Origin of the sequence: Oceanibaculum pacificum (assembly GCF_001618175.1) — a bacterium.
GTDB lineage: Bacteria > Pseudomonadota > Alphaproteobacteria > Oceanibaculales > Oceanibaculaceae > Oceanibaculum > Oceanibaculum pacificum.
Genome location: NZ_LPXN01000145.1, coordinates 1 through 18,542, shown reverse-complemented (window position 1 = coordinate 18,542; position 18,542 = coordinate 1). Strand labels below are relative to the sequence as shown.

Below are 18,542 nucleotides of genomic sequence, written 5' to 3'. Positions count from 1 at the left end.
CGCAGCGCCGTCTCGAAGCATAAGGCGGCCGGCACCCTTACAGCGTCTTGGTCTGGCCGCCGTCGAGGTCGATGAGACTGCCCTGGAAGTAATCGGCCTCCGGACCGGCCAGGAAGGCGACGGCGGCGGCGATGTCCTCGACCTCGCCGAAGCGGACGACGCCGAATTCGCCTTCCATGCGCTGCGCCGCGGCGGCCTCGCTGATCTGGTTCTCGGCGGCGTAGCTGCGGATGCGCCTGGTCAGCCGGTCGGTGCGCACCGGGCCGGGATTGATGGCGTTCACCCGCACCCCGTCCTTGAGCCCCTGCTCCGCCAGCGCCTTGGTCAGCGACAGCAGGGCGGCATTGACCGAGCCGCCAATGGCGAATTCAGCGCCCGGCGTGCGGCCGCCGATGCCGGCGACGAGCACCACTCGCCCCCCGGGATTCCCTCCGGACTTCCCTCCGGTCTGGGCAAGATGCGGCCAGGCCGCCTGCAACAGCCAGACATGGGCGAAGAATTTCAGCGCATAGCCGTTGCGCCACTGCGCCTCGGTCAGCTCGACGAAATTGCCGCGCTCGGTCGCGCCCGCATTGGTGACGACCAGATCGAGCCCGCCCAGCGCCGCCAGCGTGGAGGCGACGAAAGCGCCCGGCGCACCCTCCGCCATCAGATCGACGGCGACGCTGTGCACCCGCCGGCCCAACCCCTCGATCTCGGCCGCCAGCGTGGCGAGCTGATCGGCGGAGCGGGCGCAGACGGCGATGTCGAATCCGTCGCGCGCCAGGCGCAGCGCGATGGCGCGGCCGATGCCCCGGCTCGCCCCGGTGACCATTGCAATCCTGCGGCTTTGTGCCGGCATCTTGTCCTCCCGGAAATTTTTGTCATCGCGACAATACAAACAGACTATCGGCCTGCATATTCGCTAAATTTCCGCCATGAGCCTGGAAACCTCCCTGCGGCGCGCGACGCTGACGCTGATCCCGATGCTGGCGGCGATCACCATCGTCAGCCAGTTCTTCCGCACCTCCATCGGCGTCATCGCGCCGGAGCTGATCCGCGACCTGGGCCTGTCCTCGGCGACGCTGGGGCTGGCGAACGGCGCGTTCTACATCGCCCTCGGCGTGGCGCAGATCCCGGTCGGCATATTGTTCGACCGAATCGGCACGCGGCGCACCGTCGCCTGGCTGACCCTGCTGGGCGTGGCCGGCGCGCTGTGGCATGCGGCCGCGCAAAGCGGTGCCGAGCTGGTGGCCGCGCGCATGCTGATCGGCCTGGGCTGCGGCGGCAGCTTCATGGGCGCCGTGATGCTGAGTTCCCGCTGGTTCGGCGGCGACCGGCTGAGCATGGTGCTGAGCTGGGTGTTCTCGCTGTCGCAGATCGGTACGCTGCTGGCCGCCACGCCGCTGGCCTATTCGGCCGAGACCATCGGCTGGCGCGCCACTTTCGTGCTGACCGCCATCGTGACCGGCCTGACCGGCGCGCTGTTCTACGCCCTGGTGCGCGACGACCCGCCCGGCCAGCCGCCGGTGAGCAAGCGCGAGGATAATTTAGCCGCCATCCTGCGCGGGCTGTGGGCGGTCTGGCGCACTCCAGGGCTGGGCAAGGTGCTGGCGGTGCATACCTTCGCCTATGCCAGCCAGGCGACCATGCTGGGCCTGTGGGCGGGGCCGTATCTCTACGACATTCACGGGCTGGGGCCGGTCGGGCGCGGCAATGTGCTGCTGGCGATGGGCGCGGCGCAGATTTGCGGGCTGCTGCTGTTCGGCCCGCTCGACCGCCTGTTCAACAGCCGCAAATGGGTGGTGCTGGCCGGCGGCTGCCTGACCGTCGCCACGCTGCTGCCGCTGGCGCTGCTGAGCCAGCCGCCGCTATGGCTGGCGATAGGGCTGCTGATCGCGGTGTGCCTGGTGACGACCTATTCGCTGGTGATCGTCGCGCATGGCCGCAGCCTGTTCCCCGACCATCTGGCCGGGCGCGGCATCACCACGGTGAACCTGGCCCAGGTGATCGGCTGCGCGGTGCTGCCGATCGCCACCGGCGCCATCGTCAACGCCTTCCCCGGCAGCGATGGCGGCTATGGCGAGCTGGGCTACCGCTACGCCTTCGGTTTCATCGCGCTGGCCCTGGCCGGCGGCCTGGCGATTTACGCAACGGCAACCGATTCGAAGCCTAGACCTACAACTTGATATTGAATTCCGGGTTTTCACCCGCAAACGTGCGATCCCGCGCTGCAAAATTCTTGCATGGCCATTGACGCCGCTTCACACAAGCAGATGATGATCTAATTGACATATTCGCTCCTCGCGAGCGGACACATCGGAGCTGTATATTGACATTGGCCTTCCCGCCAGTTTCGGTTTTGGCCGGCAGCTACGACCTGCTCCTGGTGATCTTGTCGATTCTGGTCGCCACCCTGGCCTCCTACACCACGCTCATCCTCTCCAAACGCATCGTCACCACAACCGGCAGCGCCACCTTGTGGCTGGGCTTCGGCGCGCTGTCGATGGGCATCGGCATCTGGTCGATGCATTTCATCGGCATGCTGGCCTTCGAACTGCCGATCCCGCTAGGTTACGATCAAGGCTTGACGGTGGTGTCGCTGGTCATCGCCATCGTGATGTCCGGCTTTGCCTTGATGCAGATCCGCAATAACCGGCTTACCGTGCCCCGCCTGCTGGCCGCCGGGCTGCTGCTGGGGCTGGGCATCGCGGCGATGCACTACACCGGCATGGCGGCGATGGATATGCATCCGGGCATCGTCTATCACCCGTTCTATTTCACCCTGTCGGTGCTGATCGCCATCGCGGCGGCGACGGCCGCGCTGTTCATCGCGTTTCATCTCAGCCGCCGGGTTGCCGGACCGCTGATCCTGTACCAGCTGATCGCCGCGCTGATCATGGGGCTGGCGATTGCCGGCATGCATTATACCGGCATGGTGGCGGCCAATTTTCCATTCGGCAGCGTGTGCCGCGCCGCCGCCGACATCAACCGCGACTGGCTGGCCGGCACGGTGGCGACGGTGTCCATCGCGATCCTGCTGGCGACGCTGCTGCTGGCGCTGCTCGACGGGCGGTTCGAGACCGCGACCTCGCGGCTTCATCGCTCGCTGCAAATGGCGAACAGCGAGTTGAAGCGCCTGTCGCTGACCGACCAGCTGACCGGCCTGCCCAACCGCTTCACCCTGGTCGACGATCTGCAGAGCCTGCTGGAGCAGCCGGGCGATGAGGGCCTGTTATGCGCCGTCCTGTTCGTCGACATCGACCGCTTCAAATTCATCAACGACGCGCAGGGCCATGCCGGCGGCGACGAATTGCTGCGCCAGACCGCCACGCGCCTGCGCGCCAGTTACGCGGATCGTGGCGCGGTGGCGCGCTTCAGCGGCGACAAGTTCGTGGCCGTTCTGCATGGCTTGCGCGCGCCCTCGGAGATCGTCACCCATATCGAGAAGCTGCGCGAAACGCTGCACCAGCCGTTTCGCATTCGCGGCCGCGATGTGGCGCTGTCCTGTTGCATCGGCGTCGCTGTCGCGCCGAATGACGGGAACGACGCCAAGGCGCTGATCGGCCATGCCGAAAAGGCGATGTATGTCGCCAAGGCCGAGGGGCCTGGGCATTACCGCTTCTACAAGCCGGCGATGCAGGAGGCGGCCTTGCGTGAATTCGACCTGCAGCGCGCCCTGCGCGAGGCCATCGCCAACCGCGAGCTGGAGCTGTTCCTGCAACCGAAATTCTGCGCGCGGCGCGGCCGCATCGCCTCCGCCGAGGCGCTGATGCGCTGGCGTCACCCGGAGCATGGGTTGCTGCTGCCTGGCCAATTCCTGCCCATCGCGGAAAAATTCGGCATCCTGAACCAGCTGGAGGAATGGGCGATTCGCGAAGCCTGCGTAATCCTGCGCGGCTGGTCGCAGAACGGCATGGAAGAATCGCTGTCGCTGGCGGTCAATGTTTCCGCCCTGCAATTCCGCGCGACGGATTTCGTCGAGCGCATGCTGCGGCTGAAGCAGGAATTCGAGCTCACCCCCGGCCAGCTTATCCTGGAAATCACCGAGGGTTCGGCGATGCGCGACCCGGACCGGACGGCCCGTGCCATGCTGGCGCTGTCGGCGGCCGGCTTCGAATTCTCCATCGACGATTTCGGCACCGGCTATTCCTCGCTGGCGCAGCTGAAGCGCCTGCCGTTCCGCGAATTGAAGATCGATCGCAGCTTCATCGTCGATTTCCACCGCAGCCCCGACGACCGGCAGATCGTCGAAGTGATCGTCTCGATGGCGCGCCAGTTCGGCATGCGCGTCGTGGCCGAGGGGGTGGAGGACCGGGCGGTCGGCGACAGCCTGGCGGCATTGGGCGTCGATTTGCTGCAAGGCTATGGCTTCGCCCGGCCGATGCCGCTGCCGGATTTCGTGGGGCTGGCCCAGGCGGCCTAGAAGAAGCGGCGCAAGCCGGTTTTCGCCGCCGGCTTCGGGCGCGGCGGCGTGCGCTCGATAAAATCGAACAGCTCCTCGGTCATCGAGACGAAGGAGAACGCCGTCTCGTTGCGAAACCGGTCGATCCGCGCCACCTGGCAATAGGTGCTGAGCCGCAGGCGCGGCTTATCGGCCCAGGACAGCGTGACCATGATCTTGCCCGGCACCTGGAGCGGCAGGGCATAATCGCCGATCAAGATGCCGTCGATGGAATAGTTGAACACCGGCAGCGTCCCATCGCCGAAATCGGCCAGCAGTCCGCTTCGGACCTTCCGGCGGTTGCGCCGCCGCTCGCCGGTGCGTTGGGAGGATCGTTTGGAGAGCATGTGCCAGGCCATGAAAAACGAGATCGATAAAATACGATATATATCGCTTTAAGCGATTAGTTTTTCGTTAATCCCAAAGCCCTGCGACATTTTGGTTACGGGCGCAGCATTTTCCCTGGATTCATCAGGTTATGCGGATCGAAAGCGTGCTTTAGCGCGCGCATCATGTCGATTTCGACCGGCGATTTATAATGCTCGGCCTCCTCGCGCCGCAGCCGTCCCAGCCCATGCTCGGCCGAAAGCGAGCCATTCATCTCGGCCACGATGTCATGCACCAATCGGTTGATCTTCTCCCGCTCGGCGGCGAAGGCCTTTGGATCCCAATCGACCGGGTTCAGCGGGTTGTAATGGATATTGCCGTCGCCGACATGGCCGAAGCTGCAATGCCGGATGCCGGGATAGGCCGCGTTCAGCGCGGCGTCGGCGCGCTCCATGAATTCGCCGATGCGCGACAGCGGCACGGAGATATCGTGCTTGATGCCCGTGCCGCTCAGCTTCTGCGCCTCGGCCAGCTCCTCGCGCATCGCCCACAGCTTCTGCGCTTGGTCGCCCGAGGCGGCGATAACCGCGTCGGGCACCAATTCGGCCTCGATGGCCCCGGCCAGCGCCTCCTCCAGCGGTTCGCGCAGCGAGCCGGGCGCGCCCTGCCCCGTCGCCTCGATCAGCACATACCAGGGATAGACCGCCGATAGCGGATCCTCGTGCCCGTCCAGCGTGGCGAACACATACTCCAGGCAATTGCGCTGCAGCAGCTCAAAGCTGGTGATCTGCTCGCCCAGCCGGTCGCGCATCACGCCCAGCAGCTTGACCGCCGCCGCGGGGTCGGTGACGGCGGCGAACGCCGTCTGGCTTTCGCGCGGCTTCGGGAACAGCCGCAGCACGGCGGCCGTGATGATGCCCACCGTACCCTCGCCGCCGATGAATATCTGCTTCAGATCGAACCCGGTATTGTCCTTGCGCAGCGCCCGCAGCCCATCCCACACGCGGCCGTCCGGCAGCACCACCTCCAGCCCCAGCACCAGGTTGCGGGCATTGCCGTAGCGCAGCACCTGGGTGCCGCCGGCATTGGTCGAGAGATTGCCGCCGATCTGGCAGGATCCCTCCGCCCCCAGGCTCAGCGGGAACAGCCGGTCCAGCTCCGCCGCCTTGTCCTGGATCGTGGTCAGCACCACGCCGGCCTCAACCGTCATGGTGTCGTTCAGCACATCGATGTCGCGGATCGCCTTCATCCGGTTGGTCGACAGCACGATCTCCGCGCCGCCGGGATGCGGCTGGCCGGCCCCGGTCAGGCCGGTATTGCCGCCCTGCGGAACGATCGGCACCCGCGCCTCGGCGCACAGCCTGACGATCTCCGCCACCTCCCGGGTCGAGGCCGGGCGCAGCACCAGCGGCGTATCGCCCCGCCAGCCATCGCGCCAGGACACGCAATAGGGCTCCATATCCGCCGGATCGTCGATATAGCCGGCCGGGCCGACGATGGCCTTCAAACGGTCGAGGATATCGGCGGAGATGGTCATGGGGCGATTCTCTGATTACGGATGAGGTGAGTGTACTTACTTTCCCCGGCGCGGCAGGGGGAGAAATATTTATCGGAACGCCGCGTCCAGCACCGCCTTGCGTTCGGCTTCGTGCCAGTATTTCACGCCGACGGCGGGCGTCGGCACGGCGGGGCGGCCGGCATAGCGCAAGCGGCGGCCCGCCAGCGCTTCCAGCGGCCGGTCGAGATGGGTGAAATAACCCATATTTGCCGGCTCCTCCTGGCACCAGACGAGATCGGCCCGCGGATGCGCCGCGAGGATGGCGCGCAGCTCCTCCTCCGGCAGCGGATAGAGCTGCTCTAGCCGGAGCAGCGCCACACTGTCCTCCAGCTTGCGCGCCGCGCGCTCGGCCGCCAGATCGTAATAGACCTTGCCGGTGCACAGGATCAGCCGCTCCGGCCTGGCGGCGGCATCGGGAATCAGCGCGCGGAAGCCGGTGCCGGGGCCGAATTCATCGATGGCCGACACGCAGCCCTTGTGGCGCAGCAGGGCTTTTGGCGTCAGCACCACCAGCGGCTTGCGGAAATCGCGCTTCATCTGCCGGCGCAGCAGATGGAAGAAATTAGCCGGCGTCGAGACGTTGGCGATTTGGATATTGCCCCGCGCGCAGGCCGCCAGCAGTCGTTCCGGATGGCCGGTGGAATGGTCCGGCCCGCCGCCATCCAGCCCGTGCGGCAGCAGGATCGTCAGGCCGGACGATCGCAGCCAGCGATCCTCCCCACAGGCCACGAACTGGTCGAAAATCGCCTGGGCGATATTGAGGAAGTCGCCGAACTGCGCCTCCCACGCCACCAGCCGGTTCGGGTCGGCCAGGCTGTGGCCGTACTCATAGGCCAGGATGGCGTATTCGATCAGCGGCGTGTTGAAGATTTCAGCCTGCGCTCCCAGCACGCAATGCCGGCGCTCGGACGCGGTGTCGTGCACGAACAGATGCCGCTGGGTGAAGGCCCCGCGCGCCGAATCCTGGCCGCCGAAGCGGACCGGCACATCCTCGGCCAGCAGGCTGGCGAAGCCCAGCGCCTCGCCGGTCGCCCAGTCGATCCCCTGCCCGCTCTCGATGCTCTCGCGGCGCTGATCGAGAAAGCGCGCCACCTTGCGGTCCAGCGCGTAATCGGCCGGCGCCTCGGTCAGCGCCCGGCCGATTTGCCGAATCCGGTCGAGCGGCAGGCCGGTCTCCACGAAGGTCAGCATGTCGTCGATGCCGCCGCTGCGGAACCCCTGCCACGCGCCGCGGAACCAGCCGGCATCGTTCACCGCATAGCCGGCAGCGGCGTCGAACGCCGCCTTCACCGCCTCGGCCATTACCGGGCCGGCCTGCTCGGCGGCCGCGATATCGAGGCCGCCGCCGCGCAATTCGCCGGCATAGCGGTCGGCCAGCGGCGGGCGGGAATCGATGGCCTTGTACATTGCCGGCTGGGTGAAGCGCGGCTCGTCGATCTCGTTATGGCCATGCCGGCGATAGCACACGATATCCAGCACGATGTCGCCGCCGAACCGCGCCCGCCACTCGGCCGCCACGCAGGCCGCGCGCCACAGCGCGGTCACGTCGTCGCCATTCACATGCAGCACCGGGGCCTCCACCAGCTTGGCGATGTCGGTGCAGTAGCGCGCGCTGCGCCCCTCCTCCGGCATCGTCGTGAAGCCGAGCTGGTTGTTGATCACCACATGGATGGTGCCGCCGATATCGAAGGGCGCGACCTTGGAGAGCTGGAACAGCTCCGCCACGATGCCCTGGCCGGCGAAGCTGGCGTCGGTGTGCAGCAGCAGCGGCAGCACCTGGCCCTTGCCGCCTTCCCCTCGCAGCGCCTGCTTGCCGCGCGCGCGGCCCTGCGCCACCACGCCGACGACCTGGAGGTGCGAGGGATGCGGCGAGACGGTGAGGCGCAGCCGCTTGCCATCGATCTCGCGCTCGCCGGAATAGCCCAGATGGTAGGGCACGTCGCTGGAGGCCTGCATGCCCTGGGGCAGCGGCGACTTGCCGGTGACCTCGGCGACCAGCGCCGTCAGCGGCTTTTCCAGCAGCACGGCCAGCAGCGCCAGGCGGCCGCGATGCATGCCGCCCATCACCACCTCCTCGACGCCGAGGGCCAGGCTGCGGCGGAAGATCGTCTCCACCGCCGCCAGGAACCCGTCGCCGCCGGCCAGGCCGAACAGCTTCGCGCCGGGCAGCCGGCCCTGCAGCGTCTCCTCGAAGGCCTGGCCGCGCCTCAGCAGCGCCAGCAGATCGAGCCGCGTGGCCTCGTCCGGCAGCGCCGGGGCCTCGGCCCGGGCCTGCATCCAGCGCCGCTTCTCGCCATCGTGGATATGCGCGAATTCCCAGCCGATGGAGCCGCCATAGAGGCCGCGCCAGGGCGCCTCCGCCCCCGGCGGCAAGCCGTAGGCGGCGGGATCCAGCTCCGGCACGACGGGCGGCTCGTTCAGTTCCAGCGGATCGAGGCGGGCGGCCAGATGGCCGCGCTGCCGCCAGGCTTCGGCCAGTAAGGCGCTATTGTCGGAAGCAGCGGGCGCGCCGTCGCGCTCCAGCAGCCGCGCCAGATGCCGCGCCATGTCGCGCGGCACGCTGTGCGGATCGTCCAGGAAGCGCCGATAGAGCGCGTCGAGCGCGCCGGGATCGCCCGCGCCCAGGAAACCGCCTAGGAAACCATCGTCGGGAATCGCCGCCTCCCACTTGTGCTTTATCGTTACAGGCGGCGGATGCTACCAATCGAACCCAAGCGCCGCCAAGGCCGTATCGGGAGGAAGACACCAGCCATGCAAACCACAGCACCCTTGAGCCATCTGCGCGTGCTCGACCTGTCGCGCGTGCTGGCCGGTCCGTGGGCGACGCAGTTCCTGGCCGATATGGGCGCTTACGTCATCAAGGTGGAAAAGCCGGGCGAAGGCGACGATACGCGCGGCTGGGGCCCGCCCTATCTGGTCGAGCCCGAGGCCGACAATCCCGGCCTGTCGGCCTATTACCTGGCCTGCAACCGGGGCAAGCGCTCCATCGAGATCGACATGGCAACGCCCGAAGGCCAGGCGCTGATCCGCCGGCTGGCCGCCGAATGCGACGTGGTGGTGGAGAATTACAAGGTCGGCGGGCTGGCGAAATACGGGCTGGATTACGACGATCTGAAGCAGGTCAATCCGCGCCTGATCTGGTGCTCGATCACCGGCTTCGGCCAGACCGGGCCCTACGCCAAACGGGCCGGCTACGACTTCCTGATCCAGGCGATGAGCGGGCTGATGAGCATCACCGGCAAGCCGGCCGGCGAGCCAGGGGCCGAGCCGATGAAGGTGGGAGTCGCCATCTCCGACCAGATTTGCGGCCTGTACGGCCTGTCGGCGATCCTCACCGCGCTGATCCAGCGCGACCGCACCGGCCAGGGCGAACGCATCGACATGGCGCTGCTGGACACGCAGATCGCCACCCTGGCGAATCAGGCCAGCAACTATCTCGTCTCCGGCCAGCCGCCGGGGCGCATGGGCAACGCGCATCCCAACGTGGTGCCCTATCAGGTGTTCAAGACCGCCGACGGGCACATGATCCTGGCGATCGGCAATGACGGCCAGTTCGCCCGCTTCTGCGCCGTCGCCGGGGCGGGCCACCTGGCCGCCGACCCGCTCTACAGGACCAATAGCGGGCGCATCGTGAACCGCGCCGCGCTGATCCCGCTGCTGGCCGAGATCATCGCCGGGCGCGGCACCGCCGAGTGGGTCGCCTTGCTGGAGAACCACGCCGTGCCCTGCGGGCCGATCAACGATCTGGCGCAGGTCTTCGCCGATCCGCAGGTGCAGGCCCGCGGCTTGCGGCGCACGCTCTCCAGCGCCGCCGCCCCGGCGATCCCGCAGGTCGGTAATCCGGTGAAATTCGCCAGCGGCCCCACCACCAGCGACCGCGCCCCGCCCGCCCTGGGCGCCGACACCGCCACGGTGCTGCGCGAGGTGCTGGGCATGGCCGACCCGGAAATCGCCGCACTGCTGCGGCATCGCCAGAGGCCCGCTCAAGAATGACCCCGCCCTGGCCTTCCATTAAAGGCGGCGGGACCGGTTAGCTGGAGATTCGCCCGGTTCGGCTAAGACCTCCTCCCGCGTTGACCCTTGTAAGGCATATCCGTAGAATTGCGGATACTGACTAACAAGTCAGGTCGCCGCGCAAGCATAAGGGGGGAGTGCCGTGCCGAAGATATTGTTTCTCCAGGGCGCCAATATGGAGTTCCTGGGCATCCGCGAGCCGGAGAAGTACGGCAAGACCACGGCCGACGAGCTGGACCAGATGGTGCGCGACTACGCCGCCGCGAAGGGCTTCGAGGTCGAGATCTACTATACCAACGTCGAGGGCCACGCGATCGACAAGCTGTTCGCAGCACACCGGCAGGATTATGACGGCGTGGTGATGAATCCCGGCGGCATGTGCTACGCCGGCTATGCGCTGCGCGACTGCATCCGCGGCATCAAGGTGCCGGTGATTGAGGTGCATATGACCAACCATTACGACCGCGGCATTCATTCGATCAGTGCGCAGGCCTGCAAGGGCGTGTTCATGGGGGTGGGCATCCAGACCTATATGCGCGCCTTCGACGCGCTGCTGGAGATGTTCAAGGCCAAGTAAGCGCCTATCTAGTACCTGTAGAGTTAGCGAAGGAGGACGCCATGGAAGCGGCTCAGGCGAAGGACGAAAAGGGTTATGCGGTCGTCGTGCAGCAGGATGAGGGTCCGAGCTGGTGGCAGCCGGTGCCGGCGAACGGCTATGGCGAGGTGAAATTCTCCCAGCGCAACATCCCCGGCCTGCCCTTCTCCACCGGCACCCAGGCGATTGCGCCGGGCGGCTATATCCGCGACCACCAGCACCCCGACCACAAGGAGATATTGTTCTTCTACGAGGGCGAGGGCGTACTGGAGCTGGATGGCGAACCGCACCCGATCCGCCCCGGCACCACGGTCTATCTCGGCTCCTTCCGCCGGCACAAGATCATCAATACCGGCACCAAGGATCTGATGATGTTCTGGACCATCATGCCCGGCGGGCTGGACATCTTCTTCGAGGAGATCGGCCGCCCGCGCACGCCGGGCGAACCGGCGCCGGAGCCCTTCGCCCGGCCGGAGGATGTCGAGAAGATCGAGATGGACACCATCTTCGCGCCGATCAAGGCGTGAGCCTGCTGGCAAAGCGCATCGGCCTGATCGGCCACGGCGCCATTGGCAAGGCGCTGGCGACGCGCCTGGCGGCCGATCCCGATGCGCCGCAGGTCATCGCCATCCTGGTCCGCCCCGGCCGCTCAGACGGCGCGGACGCGCCGCTGGTGGATAATGTCGCGGCCTTGCTGAACGCCAGGCCCGATCTGGTGGTGGAATGCGCCGGGCAGCAGGCGGCCGCGCAATTCGGCCCGGCGATCCTGGCCGCCGGCATCGATCTGGCGGTCGCCTCGGTCGGCGCGCTGGCCGATCCGGCGACCGAACGGAGCCTGCGCCAGGCGGCCGAGGCCGGCGGATCGCGCATCCTGGTGCCGGCCGGCGCGGTGGCGGCCATCGACGGGCTGGCGGCCGCGCGGCTGGCCGGCCTGGACAGCGTCACCTACACCTCGCGCAAGCCGCCCTTGGCCTGGCGGGACACCGCCGCGGAAAGCCTGGTCGACCTGGATGCGCTGACCGAGGAGGCGGTGCTGTACGAAGGCACGGCGCGCGAGGCCTCCCAGATGTTCCCGAAGAACGCGAACGTGGCCACCACCGTGGCGCTGGCCGGCATCGGCTTCGAGGCGACGCGCTGCCGCATCGTCGCCGACCCGCACGCGACCGGCAATCGCCACGAGGTCGACGCGGCGGGCGCGTTCGGCACGCTGGCGCTGCGGCTGGAGAACCTGCCCTCGCCCGATAATCCCAAGACGTCCTTCCTGACCGTGCTCAGCCTGGAACGCCTGGTGCGCAACAGCGCCGCCGCCCTGGTGATCTGAGCGGCGGCCTGTCTTACTGGCCGTAGATCTGGCGCGGCAGCCAGGTGGCGATATCGGGGAAGGCGAAGACCAGCCCCAGCGTGATGATCTGCATCACGATGAACGGAATCACACCCTTATACATATGCATCAAGGTGATGCTGGAAGGCGCGATGGCGCGCAGATAGAAGATGGCCGGGGCCATCGGGGGCGTCAGATAGCTGGTCTGCAGGATCACCAGGAACAGCACCGAGAACCAGAGCGGATCGATGCCGTACAGCTTCACCAGCGGGATCGCGATCGGAATCACGATCAGCACGATGGAGATCAGCTCCAGCACGAAGCCGGCCAGGAAGGTGAGGAACAGGATCAGCCCGATGGCCGGCCAGCCGGCCAGACCGTATTCCGCCAGCAGCTTCTGGATCGCCACCATGCCGCCGGAGGCATAGAACACGCCGGCGAACATGCTGCCGCCCAGCACGATCAGCAGGATCATCGCGGTGATGGAGAGCGTGCGGTACAACGCCTCCTTCAGCATCGACAGGTTGAACTGGCGATAGATGAAGCACAGCAGAATGCTGCCGAACGCGCCGGTGGCCGCCGCCTCGGTCGGCGTCGCCCAGCCGAGCAGAATGGTGCCCAGCACGGCGAAAATGAGAAAGACCGGCGGCAGCATGGCGATGGCGGTGATGCGCAGCTTCTCGCCGAAGGATATCGCGTCTTCCGCCGTCTCCGGCTGGCGCGGGGCCAAGGACGGATTCAATGTGCAGGCCCCGACGATATAAGCCAGGAAAAGCCCGGACATGATCAGGCCCGGAAACATGATGCCGGCGAACAGGTCGCCCACCGGAATATCCGCCACCGGGGCCAGCACGACCACGGTGATCGAGGGCGGGATGATGGTGCCGAGCGAGCCGCCGGCGCAGATCGTGCCGGAGATCAACCGCTTGTCGTAGGCGTATTTCATCATCGCCGGGATCGCCAGCATGCCGACCACGGTCTCGGTCGCGCCGGTGATGCCGGTGGCGGCCGCGAAGACGGTGCACATGATGACCGCGCCGATGGCAAGGCCGCCCGGCAGCCGCTTGGTCCACAGATAGATCGCGTCGAACAGCCGGCTGGCGATGCCCGAGCGTTCCAGCAGCGCGCCCATGAAGACGAACAGCGGAATGGCGCCCAGAATATAGTTGGTCGACACATCGTCGACCTTGGAGACGAACTGTGCCACCGCCGCGTCGCCGAAGCGCAGCACGCCGAAGATCAGCGCCACGCTCATCAGCGAGAAGGCGATGGGAATGCCCAGCGCGACAAACACCAGCAGCGCCGGGAACATCCAGAGGGCAAGGCCGGTCATGCTCAGATATCCGTCGCGTCGTTGGCGATGAGCGCGATCCAGTTTTTCGTGAACTCGATCAGCGTTTGCAGCAGGAAGATGGCGAAGCCGATCACCAGAATCGCGCGGTACGGCCAGATCTGCGGGTTCCAGGCCGACTGGCCGGACCCTTCCGCGCCGACATAGGCGCGGACCATGTAGCCCCACAGCGCGTAGGTCAGCCAGGCGACGCAGGGAATGAAGAAGCAATATCCCACAATATTCACCGCCGCCTTCAGGCGCGGCGGCAACGCGCCGTGCAGCACGTCCACCGTCACATGCTGGCGCACCTTCAGGGCATAGGCCATGCCGAACATGAAGATCGCGCCCATCATCATGTAGCCCAGCTCGTAGGCCCAGAAGGTGGGGGCCGCCAGCAGGTAGCGGCTCAACACCTCATAGACCATCGACAGGATCAGCGGCACGACGATCAGGATGCCGATGAAGGCCGCGATATCGGTCACGACCTCCAGCTTGCGCAGGAAATGCATGCGGAACTCCGACGGCTGACGAGACTGGGGCGCCCGGCGGATACCGGACGCCCCGCTGCTGCGTGCTTACTGCGCCGCGCCGATCGGCAGGCGGAACTTCGACCAATCCTTGATCGAGGCCTGGAAGGCGCGCTGATGCTCATACGCCTTCTTGAACCAGGCATTCGCGCCCGACTGCTTGTCCGCCCAGGCGAACGAGGCCTTGCGGGCCGCCTCGATGAAGCTTTCGTCCAGCTCCACGAATTCAACGCCCGGCTGGCTCTTCAGGAAGGCATAGCCGGCCAAATCTTCCTTGGCGTAGCCGATGAAGGTCTCGTAGGTGGTCAGCTTGCCGGCCAGCTCGATCAGGCCCTTATCCTTGTCGGACAGCTTGGCCCAGGCATCCTTGTTGAACATGCATTCATGCGCGCCCGACGGCTGATGAATGCCCGGCGTGATGATGTATTTCGCGATCTTGTGGAAGCCGGCCGACATGTTGATGCCGGGTCCGCCCCACTCGATGCCGTCCACCACCTTGCGCTCCAGCGCCGGGAACACTTCCGAACCGGCCATGACGACGGTGGACGCCCCCAGATCGGTGGCGATCTCGGCCCACGCCCCGGAGGTGCGGACCTTCATGCCCTTGTAATCCTCCAGCGTGCGCACCGGCTTGTGGGCATGCATGAAAATCTCGGTCTCCAGCAGGCCGCAGGGCACCACCACCACGCCGGAAACTTCCTGGCGCCACTGCTTCCAGAGATCCGCGCCGCCGTAATTATACAGCCAGAGCATGTATTCCTCCGGCGTCAGGCCGCCCGACCAGCCGCCGAAAATGACGCCGGTGCGGTCGATGCCCCAATCATAGGCCGGCCAATTATGCCCGACCTCGGCAATGCCGCTCTGCACCGTCTCGGTGACCTTCAAGGCGCTGCCCAGCGTTCCGGCGGGGAAGACATTGATCTTCACCCGGCCCTCGGTCATCTGGCCCACCAGCTCGGCGAAGCGCTTGGCGCCGATATCGAGCCAATGCCCGCCGGCCCACGGCGTCGCCATGCTCCATTCCACCGGCTTGGTCGCCTGGGCGGCGGCCGGCTGCACGGCCGCCACAGCCACGCCACACATCAAAGCCGCGCCGATGGCGAAGCTGCGCACGGACTTAATCATTTTTATATACCCCCAAGATTGTTGAAGCCTGTTCAGACTCGCTTTTTTTGCATTAGCGAATTGCTGTGAGCGTAACTGACGTTGCAGTCAGCCGTCCAGCGTTTGCGCTCAGCTCGTGGTCCACATGCCGCCGGTGATATTGATGCCCTGGCCGGTCATGTAGTCGGATTCGTCGGAGGCCAGGAAGGCGACGATGCGCGCCACGTCGCCGGGCAGGCCGGCGCGGCCCATCGGGATGGAGGCGACCCGATCCTTCGCCATCGGCAGGCCCTGCGCCTTGTGCTGGGCTTCGGATTCGACGCGCATCTGGGTATCGACGATCAGGCCCGGGCAGACCGAGTTCACGGCGATGCCGTGCGGCGCCATCTCCAGCGCCAGCGCCTGGGTGATGGCGATGACGGAGAATTTGGTGGCGCAATAGGCGCTGTAATTGGCCAGCGCCTTCTTGCCCATCCAGGAAGCCATGTTGATGACCTTGCCCTGCTTGCGCGCCACCATGTGCGGCAGCACCGCGCGGCAGGTGTGGAACACGCCGTCGACATTCACGCCGAAGCTGTTGTGCCACGCCGCCTCGTCCATCTCCAGCAGCGGGCCGAGGCGCAGGATGCCGGCGCAGTTGATCAGGATGTCGACATGGCCGAGCTGCTTTACGAGGTCGGCGCAGCCCGCCTTCACATCTTCGGCCTTGGAGACGTCGCCGGTGGCGACATAGGCCTTGCGGCCCTTGGCGCGGATCAGGGCGGCGGTTTCCTCAGCCTGCTCGGCCTGGCGGTCGAAGATGGCGATGTCGCAGCCCTCGTCGGCCAGGCGCAGCACGCTGGCCTTGCCGATGCCGCCCGCCCCGCCGGTGATGAGCACGGTTCGTCCGGTCAGATTATACATCCCTGTCTTTCCTCACTATGAAGCGGCGATATCGTTGAAGGCGGCATTGCGGCCAGCGATGCGGCCCGAGGTGAAGGCCCAGCCCAGATGATGGCCGTGGCCCTCCAGCAGAACCCCGCCCTGCCCGGCCGAGCCGGCGGCGAACAGGCCGGGTATCGGCTTTTCCTGTTTATCGAGCACTTGCAGGGAGGCGTTGACGTTCAACCCACCCTCGGTAAAGACGATCCAGGGCTTGGCCGGGCCGAGGGCGACATAAGGCCCCGCCCCCAAGGCCGGGCGTTCCCCGCGCTCGCCGGCATTATAGGCCTCGACCGAGCGCTTCAGCGCGGCGGCGGGCACGCCGATCTTCGCCGCCAGCCCGTCCAGCGTATCGGCCTTGAAGCAGATGTCGCGGCGGTTGCGCTCGTAATCCGGCAGATAGGCGTAGGCGACGCCCGGCGCGGTGGAGACGAAATGCGGCCACTCGACGAATTTTGCCGCCGTCGCCCCGTCCAGCAGGATATAGGCGACATGGTCCGGCTGCTGCGCCATCGCATAATGCGGCTGGTTCAGCTCGTCGCAGAAGCGCTCGCCCTGCTTGTTGACCAGGATGCCGCCCTCGCGAAACAGCCCGTGCGACGGCGCCAGATAGGTGGTCACGAAGGACATCAGGAACGGTCGCAGCACCGATTGCGGCAACAGCCCCATCATCGCCTTCACCAGCCGCGCGAAGGCGGTGACCGGCGGCAGCCTGGTGATGAAACTCGCGGTCGGCGGGGCGACGAAGCGGATTTCCGGTCCCCAGGCGATATCGCCGTTCACGACGCTCGCGCCGACCGCCTCGCCCATCTTCTGGCCGTCGCCGGTGCTGGTCCGGTTGATCGCCGCGATGCCGCCCATCGCCGGCGGCAAATGCCGGCTGCGATATTCCTCGGGCGCGGCGCTGATGTCGCCGGACGCCAGCACCACGCCGCGCCGGGCGCTGATCAGCTCCCCGTCGATCTCCACCCCGACCGCGCGGCCGGCTTCCATGACGATCCGCCGCGCCGGGCTGGAAGTGCGGATATCCACCCCCTCCTTCCGGCAGGCCCTGGACAGCAGGTGGATATAGGCCCCGGAATGCGGCAGCACCTGATGCAGGCGCGGCACGCGGTGCGGCGGCTCCGGCACCGGATTCATGAAGACCAGGCCCAGATCGCTCAGAAAGCGCATGGTCTCCGGCATATTGTCGACCAGCAGCCGGCGCAGCGCCGGATTGTCGCGGTTGGCCAGATGGGGGCCGTGGAATTTCGGCATATCCTCGAAATGCGCGTCAGGCGTGTCCTCGATGCCCGCCGCGCGCTGCTGCTGGGTGGCGCTGGAAGAGATCGAGCCGACGGACATGCCGGAGGTGCCGCCCAGCTTCGGGTTCTTCTCCAGCAGCACGACGGCGCGGCCCAGCCGGGCGGCGGACAGGGCCGTCATCAGCCCGGTGCCGCCGCCGCCGACGACCACCACATCCGTTACGGTGCGGCGCATGTGCGGATGTCCTTACTTCGCGGTCCAGCCGCCATCGACCATCAGGACGGAGCCGGTGCAGAACGAGCTTTCGTCGCTGGCCAGGAACAGGATGCCGTTGGCGATCTCCTGCGGCTTGCCCAGCCGGTTCATCGCCTGGCGCGCCTCCAGCCCCTTGCGCAGGGCGGCGGCGTCGTTGCTCTTGCGGAAAATCTCGTCGAAATAGGGCGATTCGATCGTGCCGGGGGCGACGCAATTGATGCGCACGCCGGCATCGACATGGTCCAGCGCCATCGCCCGGCTCATCGCCGCGACCGCGCCCTTGGAGGCGCAATAGGCCGCCCGGTCCTTGATGCCGACCTTGGAGACGGTGGAGGCGGTGTTCACGATCACCCCGCCGCCCTGTTTCTCCATGATCGGGATGGCGTATTTGCAGCCGAAGAACACGCCATTGACGTTCACCGCCATCAGCGCGTCCCAATCCTCCTCCGTCGTGCTGACCACGGTGCCGGCGATGCCGTAGCCGGCATTGTTCACAAGAATGTCCAGCCGGCCCTGGCGCTCGACCACACCCTCGATCATCGCACGCACCGAGGCGGATTTGGCGACGTCGACCTCGACCGATTCGCCTTTGCCGCCGGCCGCGACCAGGGTGTCGGCGACTTTACGCGCGGCGTCCGGGTTCTTGTCGGCCACCACCACATAGGCGCCCTCGCGGGCGAAGGTGAGGCAGGTGGCATGGCCGATGCCCGACCCGCCGCCGGTGACAATGGCGATCTTATCCTTCAAGCGCACGACGCATCCCCTCCTGTTCGATCCCGTCCTGATCGCGGGATTACTGACTTGGATGTCAGTCTATAAGCAGAGGGAGGCGTGTCAAGCGGTTCGCTCAATAACTCCACGGTTGCCTGACCCGCCCATGACGCGGCCCGGAGAACAATCCCTCGCCCCGGAAGGGGAG

At 66.6% G+C, this 18,542-nt stretch carries 16 protein-coding genes; 6 read left to right on the top strand and 10 right to left on the bottom strand.

Annotated elements, in window-relative coordinates; all coding sequences use genetic code 11:
• Positions 1 to 37: 37 nt before the first annotated feature.
• Positions 38 to 841: an SDR family NAD(P)-dependent oxidoreductase gene (locus AUP43_RS15390; protein WP_084462853.1), complete on the bottom strand. Its 804-nt coding sequence runs from the start codon at positions 839 to 841 to the stop codon at positions 38 to 40.
• 76 nt (positions 842 to 917) lie between these two features.
• On the opposite strand from AUP43_RS15390, the gene AUP43_RS15385 reads away from it, so the two are divergent.
• Together AUP43_RS15385 and AUP43_RS15380 are read left to right on the top strand one after the other, a co-directional pair.
• Complete coding sequence (locus AUP43_RS15385; protein WP_067559057.1) at positions 918 to 2,168, top strand: MFS transporter; 1,251 nt, start codon at positions 918 to 920, stop codon at positions 2,166 to 2,168.
• A gap of 143 nt (positions 2,169 to 2,311) precedes the next feature.
• Positions 2,312 to 4,405, top strand: a complete 2,094-nt coding sequence (locus AUP43_RS15380) for an EAL domain-containing protein (protein ID WP_157089382.1) — start codon at positions 2,312 to 2,314, stop codon at positions 4,403 to 4,405.
• Here AUP43_RS15380 and AUP43_RS15375 read toward each other — a convergent pair.
• From AUP43_RS15375 to AUP43_RS15365, 3 genes are all read right to left on the bottom strand, one after another.
• Positions 4,402 to 4,782: a hypothetical protein gene (locus AUP43_RS15375; protein ID WP_067559054.1), complete on the bottom strand. Its 381-nt coding sequence runs from the start codon at positions 4,780 to 4,782 to the stop codon at positions 4,402 to 4,404. The two genes, AUP43_RS15380 and AUP43_RS15375, sit on opposite strands and share 4 nt — an antisense overlap.
• 83 nt (positions 4,783 to 4,865) lie before the next feature.
• Positions 4,866 to 6,287, bottom strand: coding sequence for an FAD-binding oxidoreductase (locus AUP43_RS15370; protein ID WP_067559051.1), 1,422 nt, complete (start codon positions 6,285 to 6,287; stop codon positions 4,866 to 4,868).
• 69 nt (positions 6,288 to 6,356) lie between these two features.
• On the bottom strand, positions 6,357 to 8,867 hold the full coding sequence (locus AUP43_RS15365) for a 2-oxoglutarate dehydrogenase E1 component (protein WP_198154932.1): 2,511 nt from the start codon (positions 8,865 to 8,867) through the stop codon (positions 6,357 to 6,359).
• Between the two features lie 192 nt (positions 8,868 to 9,059).
• On the opposite strand from AUP43_RS15365, the gene AUP43_RS15360 reads away from it, so the two are divergent.
• The 4 genes from AUP43_RS15360 (at position 9,060) to AUP43_RS15345 (ending at position 12,238) form a co-directional block, all read left to right on the top strand.
• Positions 9,060 to 10,301 carry a CaiB/BaiF CoA transferase family protein gene (locus tag AUP43_RS15360; protein WP_067559040.1) on the top strand — a complete coding sequence of 414 codons (1,242 nt, stop codon included), beginning with the start codon at positions 9,060 to 9,062 and terminating at the stop codon, positions 10,299 to 10,301.
• Between the two features lie 163 nt (positions 10,302 to 10,464).
• Positions 10,465 to 10,899 (top strand): type II 3-dehydroquinate dehydratase, encoded by a 435-nt coding sequence (locus AUP43_RS15355; protein ID WP_157089380.1) that lies wholly within the window; start codon positions 10,465 to 10,467, stop codon positions 10,897 to 10,899.
• 41 nt (positions 10,900 to 10,940) lie between these two features.
• Entirely contained in the window at positions 10,941 to 11,444 is a 504-nt protein-coding gene (locus AUP43_RS15350; protein ID WP_067559031.1) for a cupin domain-containing protein, read from the top strand.
• Positions 11,441 to 12,238 carry an aspartate dehydrogenase gene (locus tag AUP43_RS15345; RefSeq protein ID WP_198154931.1) on the top strand — a complete coding sequence of 266 codons (798 nt, stop codon included), beginning with the start codon at positions 11,441 to 11,443 and terminating at the stop codon, positions 12,236 to 12,238. Before AUP43_RS15350 ends, AUP43_RS15345 begins: the two co-directional genes overlap by 4 nt.
• 13 nt (positions 12,239 to 12,251) lie before the next feature.
• On the opposite strand, the gene AUP43_RS15340 is transcribed toward AUP43_RS15345, so the two are convergent.
• The 6 genes from AUP43_RS15340 to AUP43_RS15315 all read right to left on the bottom strand — a co-directional run bounded on the left by AUP43_RS15340 (position 12,252) and on the right by AUP43_RS15315 (position 18,376).
• Positions 12,252 to 13,571: a TRAP transporter large permease gene (locus tag AUP43_RS15340; protein ID WP_067559030.1), complete on the bottom strand. Its 1,320-nt coding sequence runs from the start codon at positions 13,569 to 13,571 to the stop codon at positions 12,252 to 12,254.
• 2 nt (positions 13,572 to 13,573) lie between these two features.
• On the bottom strand, positions 13,574 to 14,080 hold the full coding sequence (locus tag AUP43_RS15335) for a TRAP transporter small permease subunit (RefSeq protein ID WP_067559028.1): 507 nt from the start codon (positions 14,078 to 14,080) through the stop codon (positions 13,574 to 13,576).
• Between the two features lie 66 nt (positions 14,081 to 14,146).
• Positions 14,147 to 15,223: a type 2 periplasmic-binding domain-containing protein gene (locus AUP43_RS15330; protein ID WP_067559027.1), complete on the bottom strand. Its 1,077-nt coding sequence runs from the start codon at positions 15,221 to 15,223 to the stop codon at positions 14,147 to 14,149.
• A 108-nt stretch (positions 15,224 to 15,331) separates the two neighbouring features.
• Positions 15,332 to 16,105 (bottom strand): SDR family NAD(P)-dependent oxidoreductase, encoded by a 774-nt coding sequence (locus AUP43_RS15325; protein ID WP_067559021.1) that lies wholly within the window; start codon positions 16,103 to 16,105, stop codon positions 15,332 to 15,334.
• 15 nt (positions 16,106 to 16,120) lie between these two features.
• A complete protein-coding gene (locus AUP43_RS15320) occupies positions 16,121 to 17,602 on the bottom strand; it encodes an FAD-dependent oxidoreductase (protein ID WP_067559019.1) in 1,482 nt (493 codons plus the stop codon).
• Between the two features lie 12 nt (positions 17,603 to 17,614).
• Complete coding sequence (locus tag AUP43_RS15315; RefSeq protein ID WP_067559018.1) at positions 17,615 to 18,376, bottom strand: SDR family oxidoreductase; 762 nt, start codon at positions 18,374 to 18,376, stop codon at positions 17,615 to 17,617.
• Positions 18,377 to 18,542 lie beyond the last annotated feature (166 nt).

Coding starts and splice junctions, on each gene's coding strand:
- AUP43_RS15385 (WP_067559057.1), top strand. CDS start 918: ATGAGCCTGGAAACCTCCCTGCGGCGCGCGACGCTGACGCTGATCCCG.
- AUP43_RS15330 (WP_067559027.1), bottom strand. CDS start 15,223: ATGATTAAGTCCGTGCGCAGCTTCGCCATCGGCGCGGCTTTGATGTGT.
- AUP43_RS15320 (WP_067559019.1), bottom strand. CDS start 17,602: ATGCGCCGCACCGTAACGGATGTGGTGGTCGTCGGCGGCGGCGGCACC.
- AUP43_RS15390 (WP_084462853.1), bottom strand. CDS start 841: ATGCCGGCACAAAGCCGCAGGATTGCAATGGTCACCGGGGCGAGCCGG.
- AUP43_RS15340 (WP_067559030.1), bottom strand. CDS start 13,571: ATGACCGGCCTTGCCCTCTGGATGTTCCCGGCGCTGCTGGTGTTTGTC.
- AUP43_RS15335 (WP_067559028.1), bottom strand. CDS start 14,080: ATGCATTTCCTGCGCAAGCTGGAGGTCGTGACCGATATCGCGGCCTTC.
- AUP43_RS15325 (WP_067559021.1), bottom strand. CDS start 16,105: ATGTATAATCTGACCGGACGAACCGTGCTCATCACCGGCGGGGCGGGC.
- AUP43_RS15370 (WP_067559051.1), bottom strand. CDS start 6,287: ATGACCATCTCCGCCGATATCCTCGACCGTTTGAAGGCCATCGTCGGC.
- AUP43_RS15360 (WP_067559040.1), top strand. CDS start 9,060: ATGCAAACCACAGCACCCTTGAGCCATCTGCGCGTGCTCGACCTGTCG.
- AUP43_RS15375 (WP_067559054.1), bottom strand. CDS start 4,782: ATGGCCTGGCACATGCTCTCCAAACGATCCTCCCAACGCACCGGCGAG.
- AUP43_RS15350 (WP_067559031.1), top strand. CDS start 10,941: ATGGAAGCGGCTCAGGCGAAGGACGAAAAGGGTTATGCGGTCGTCGTG.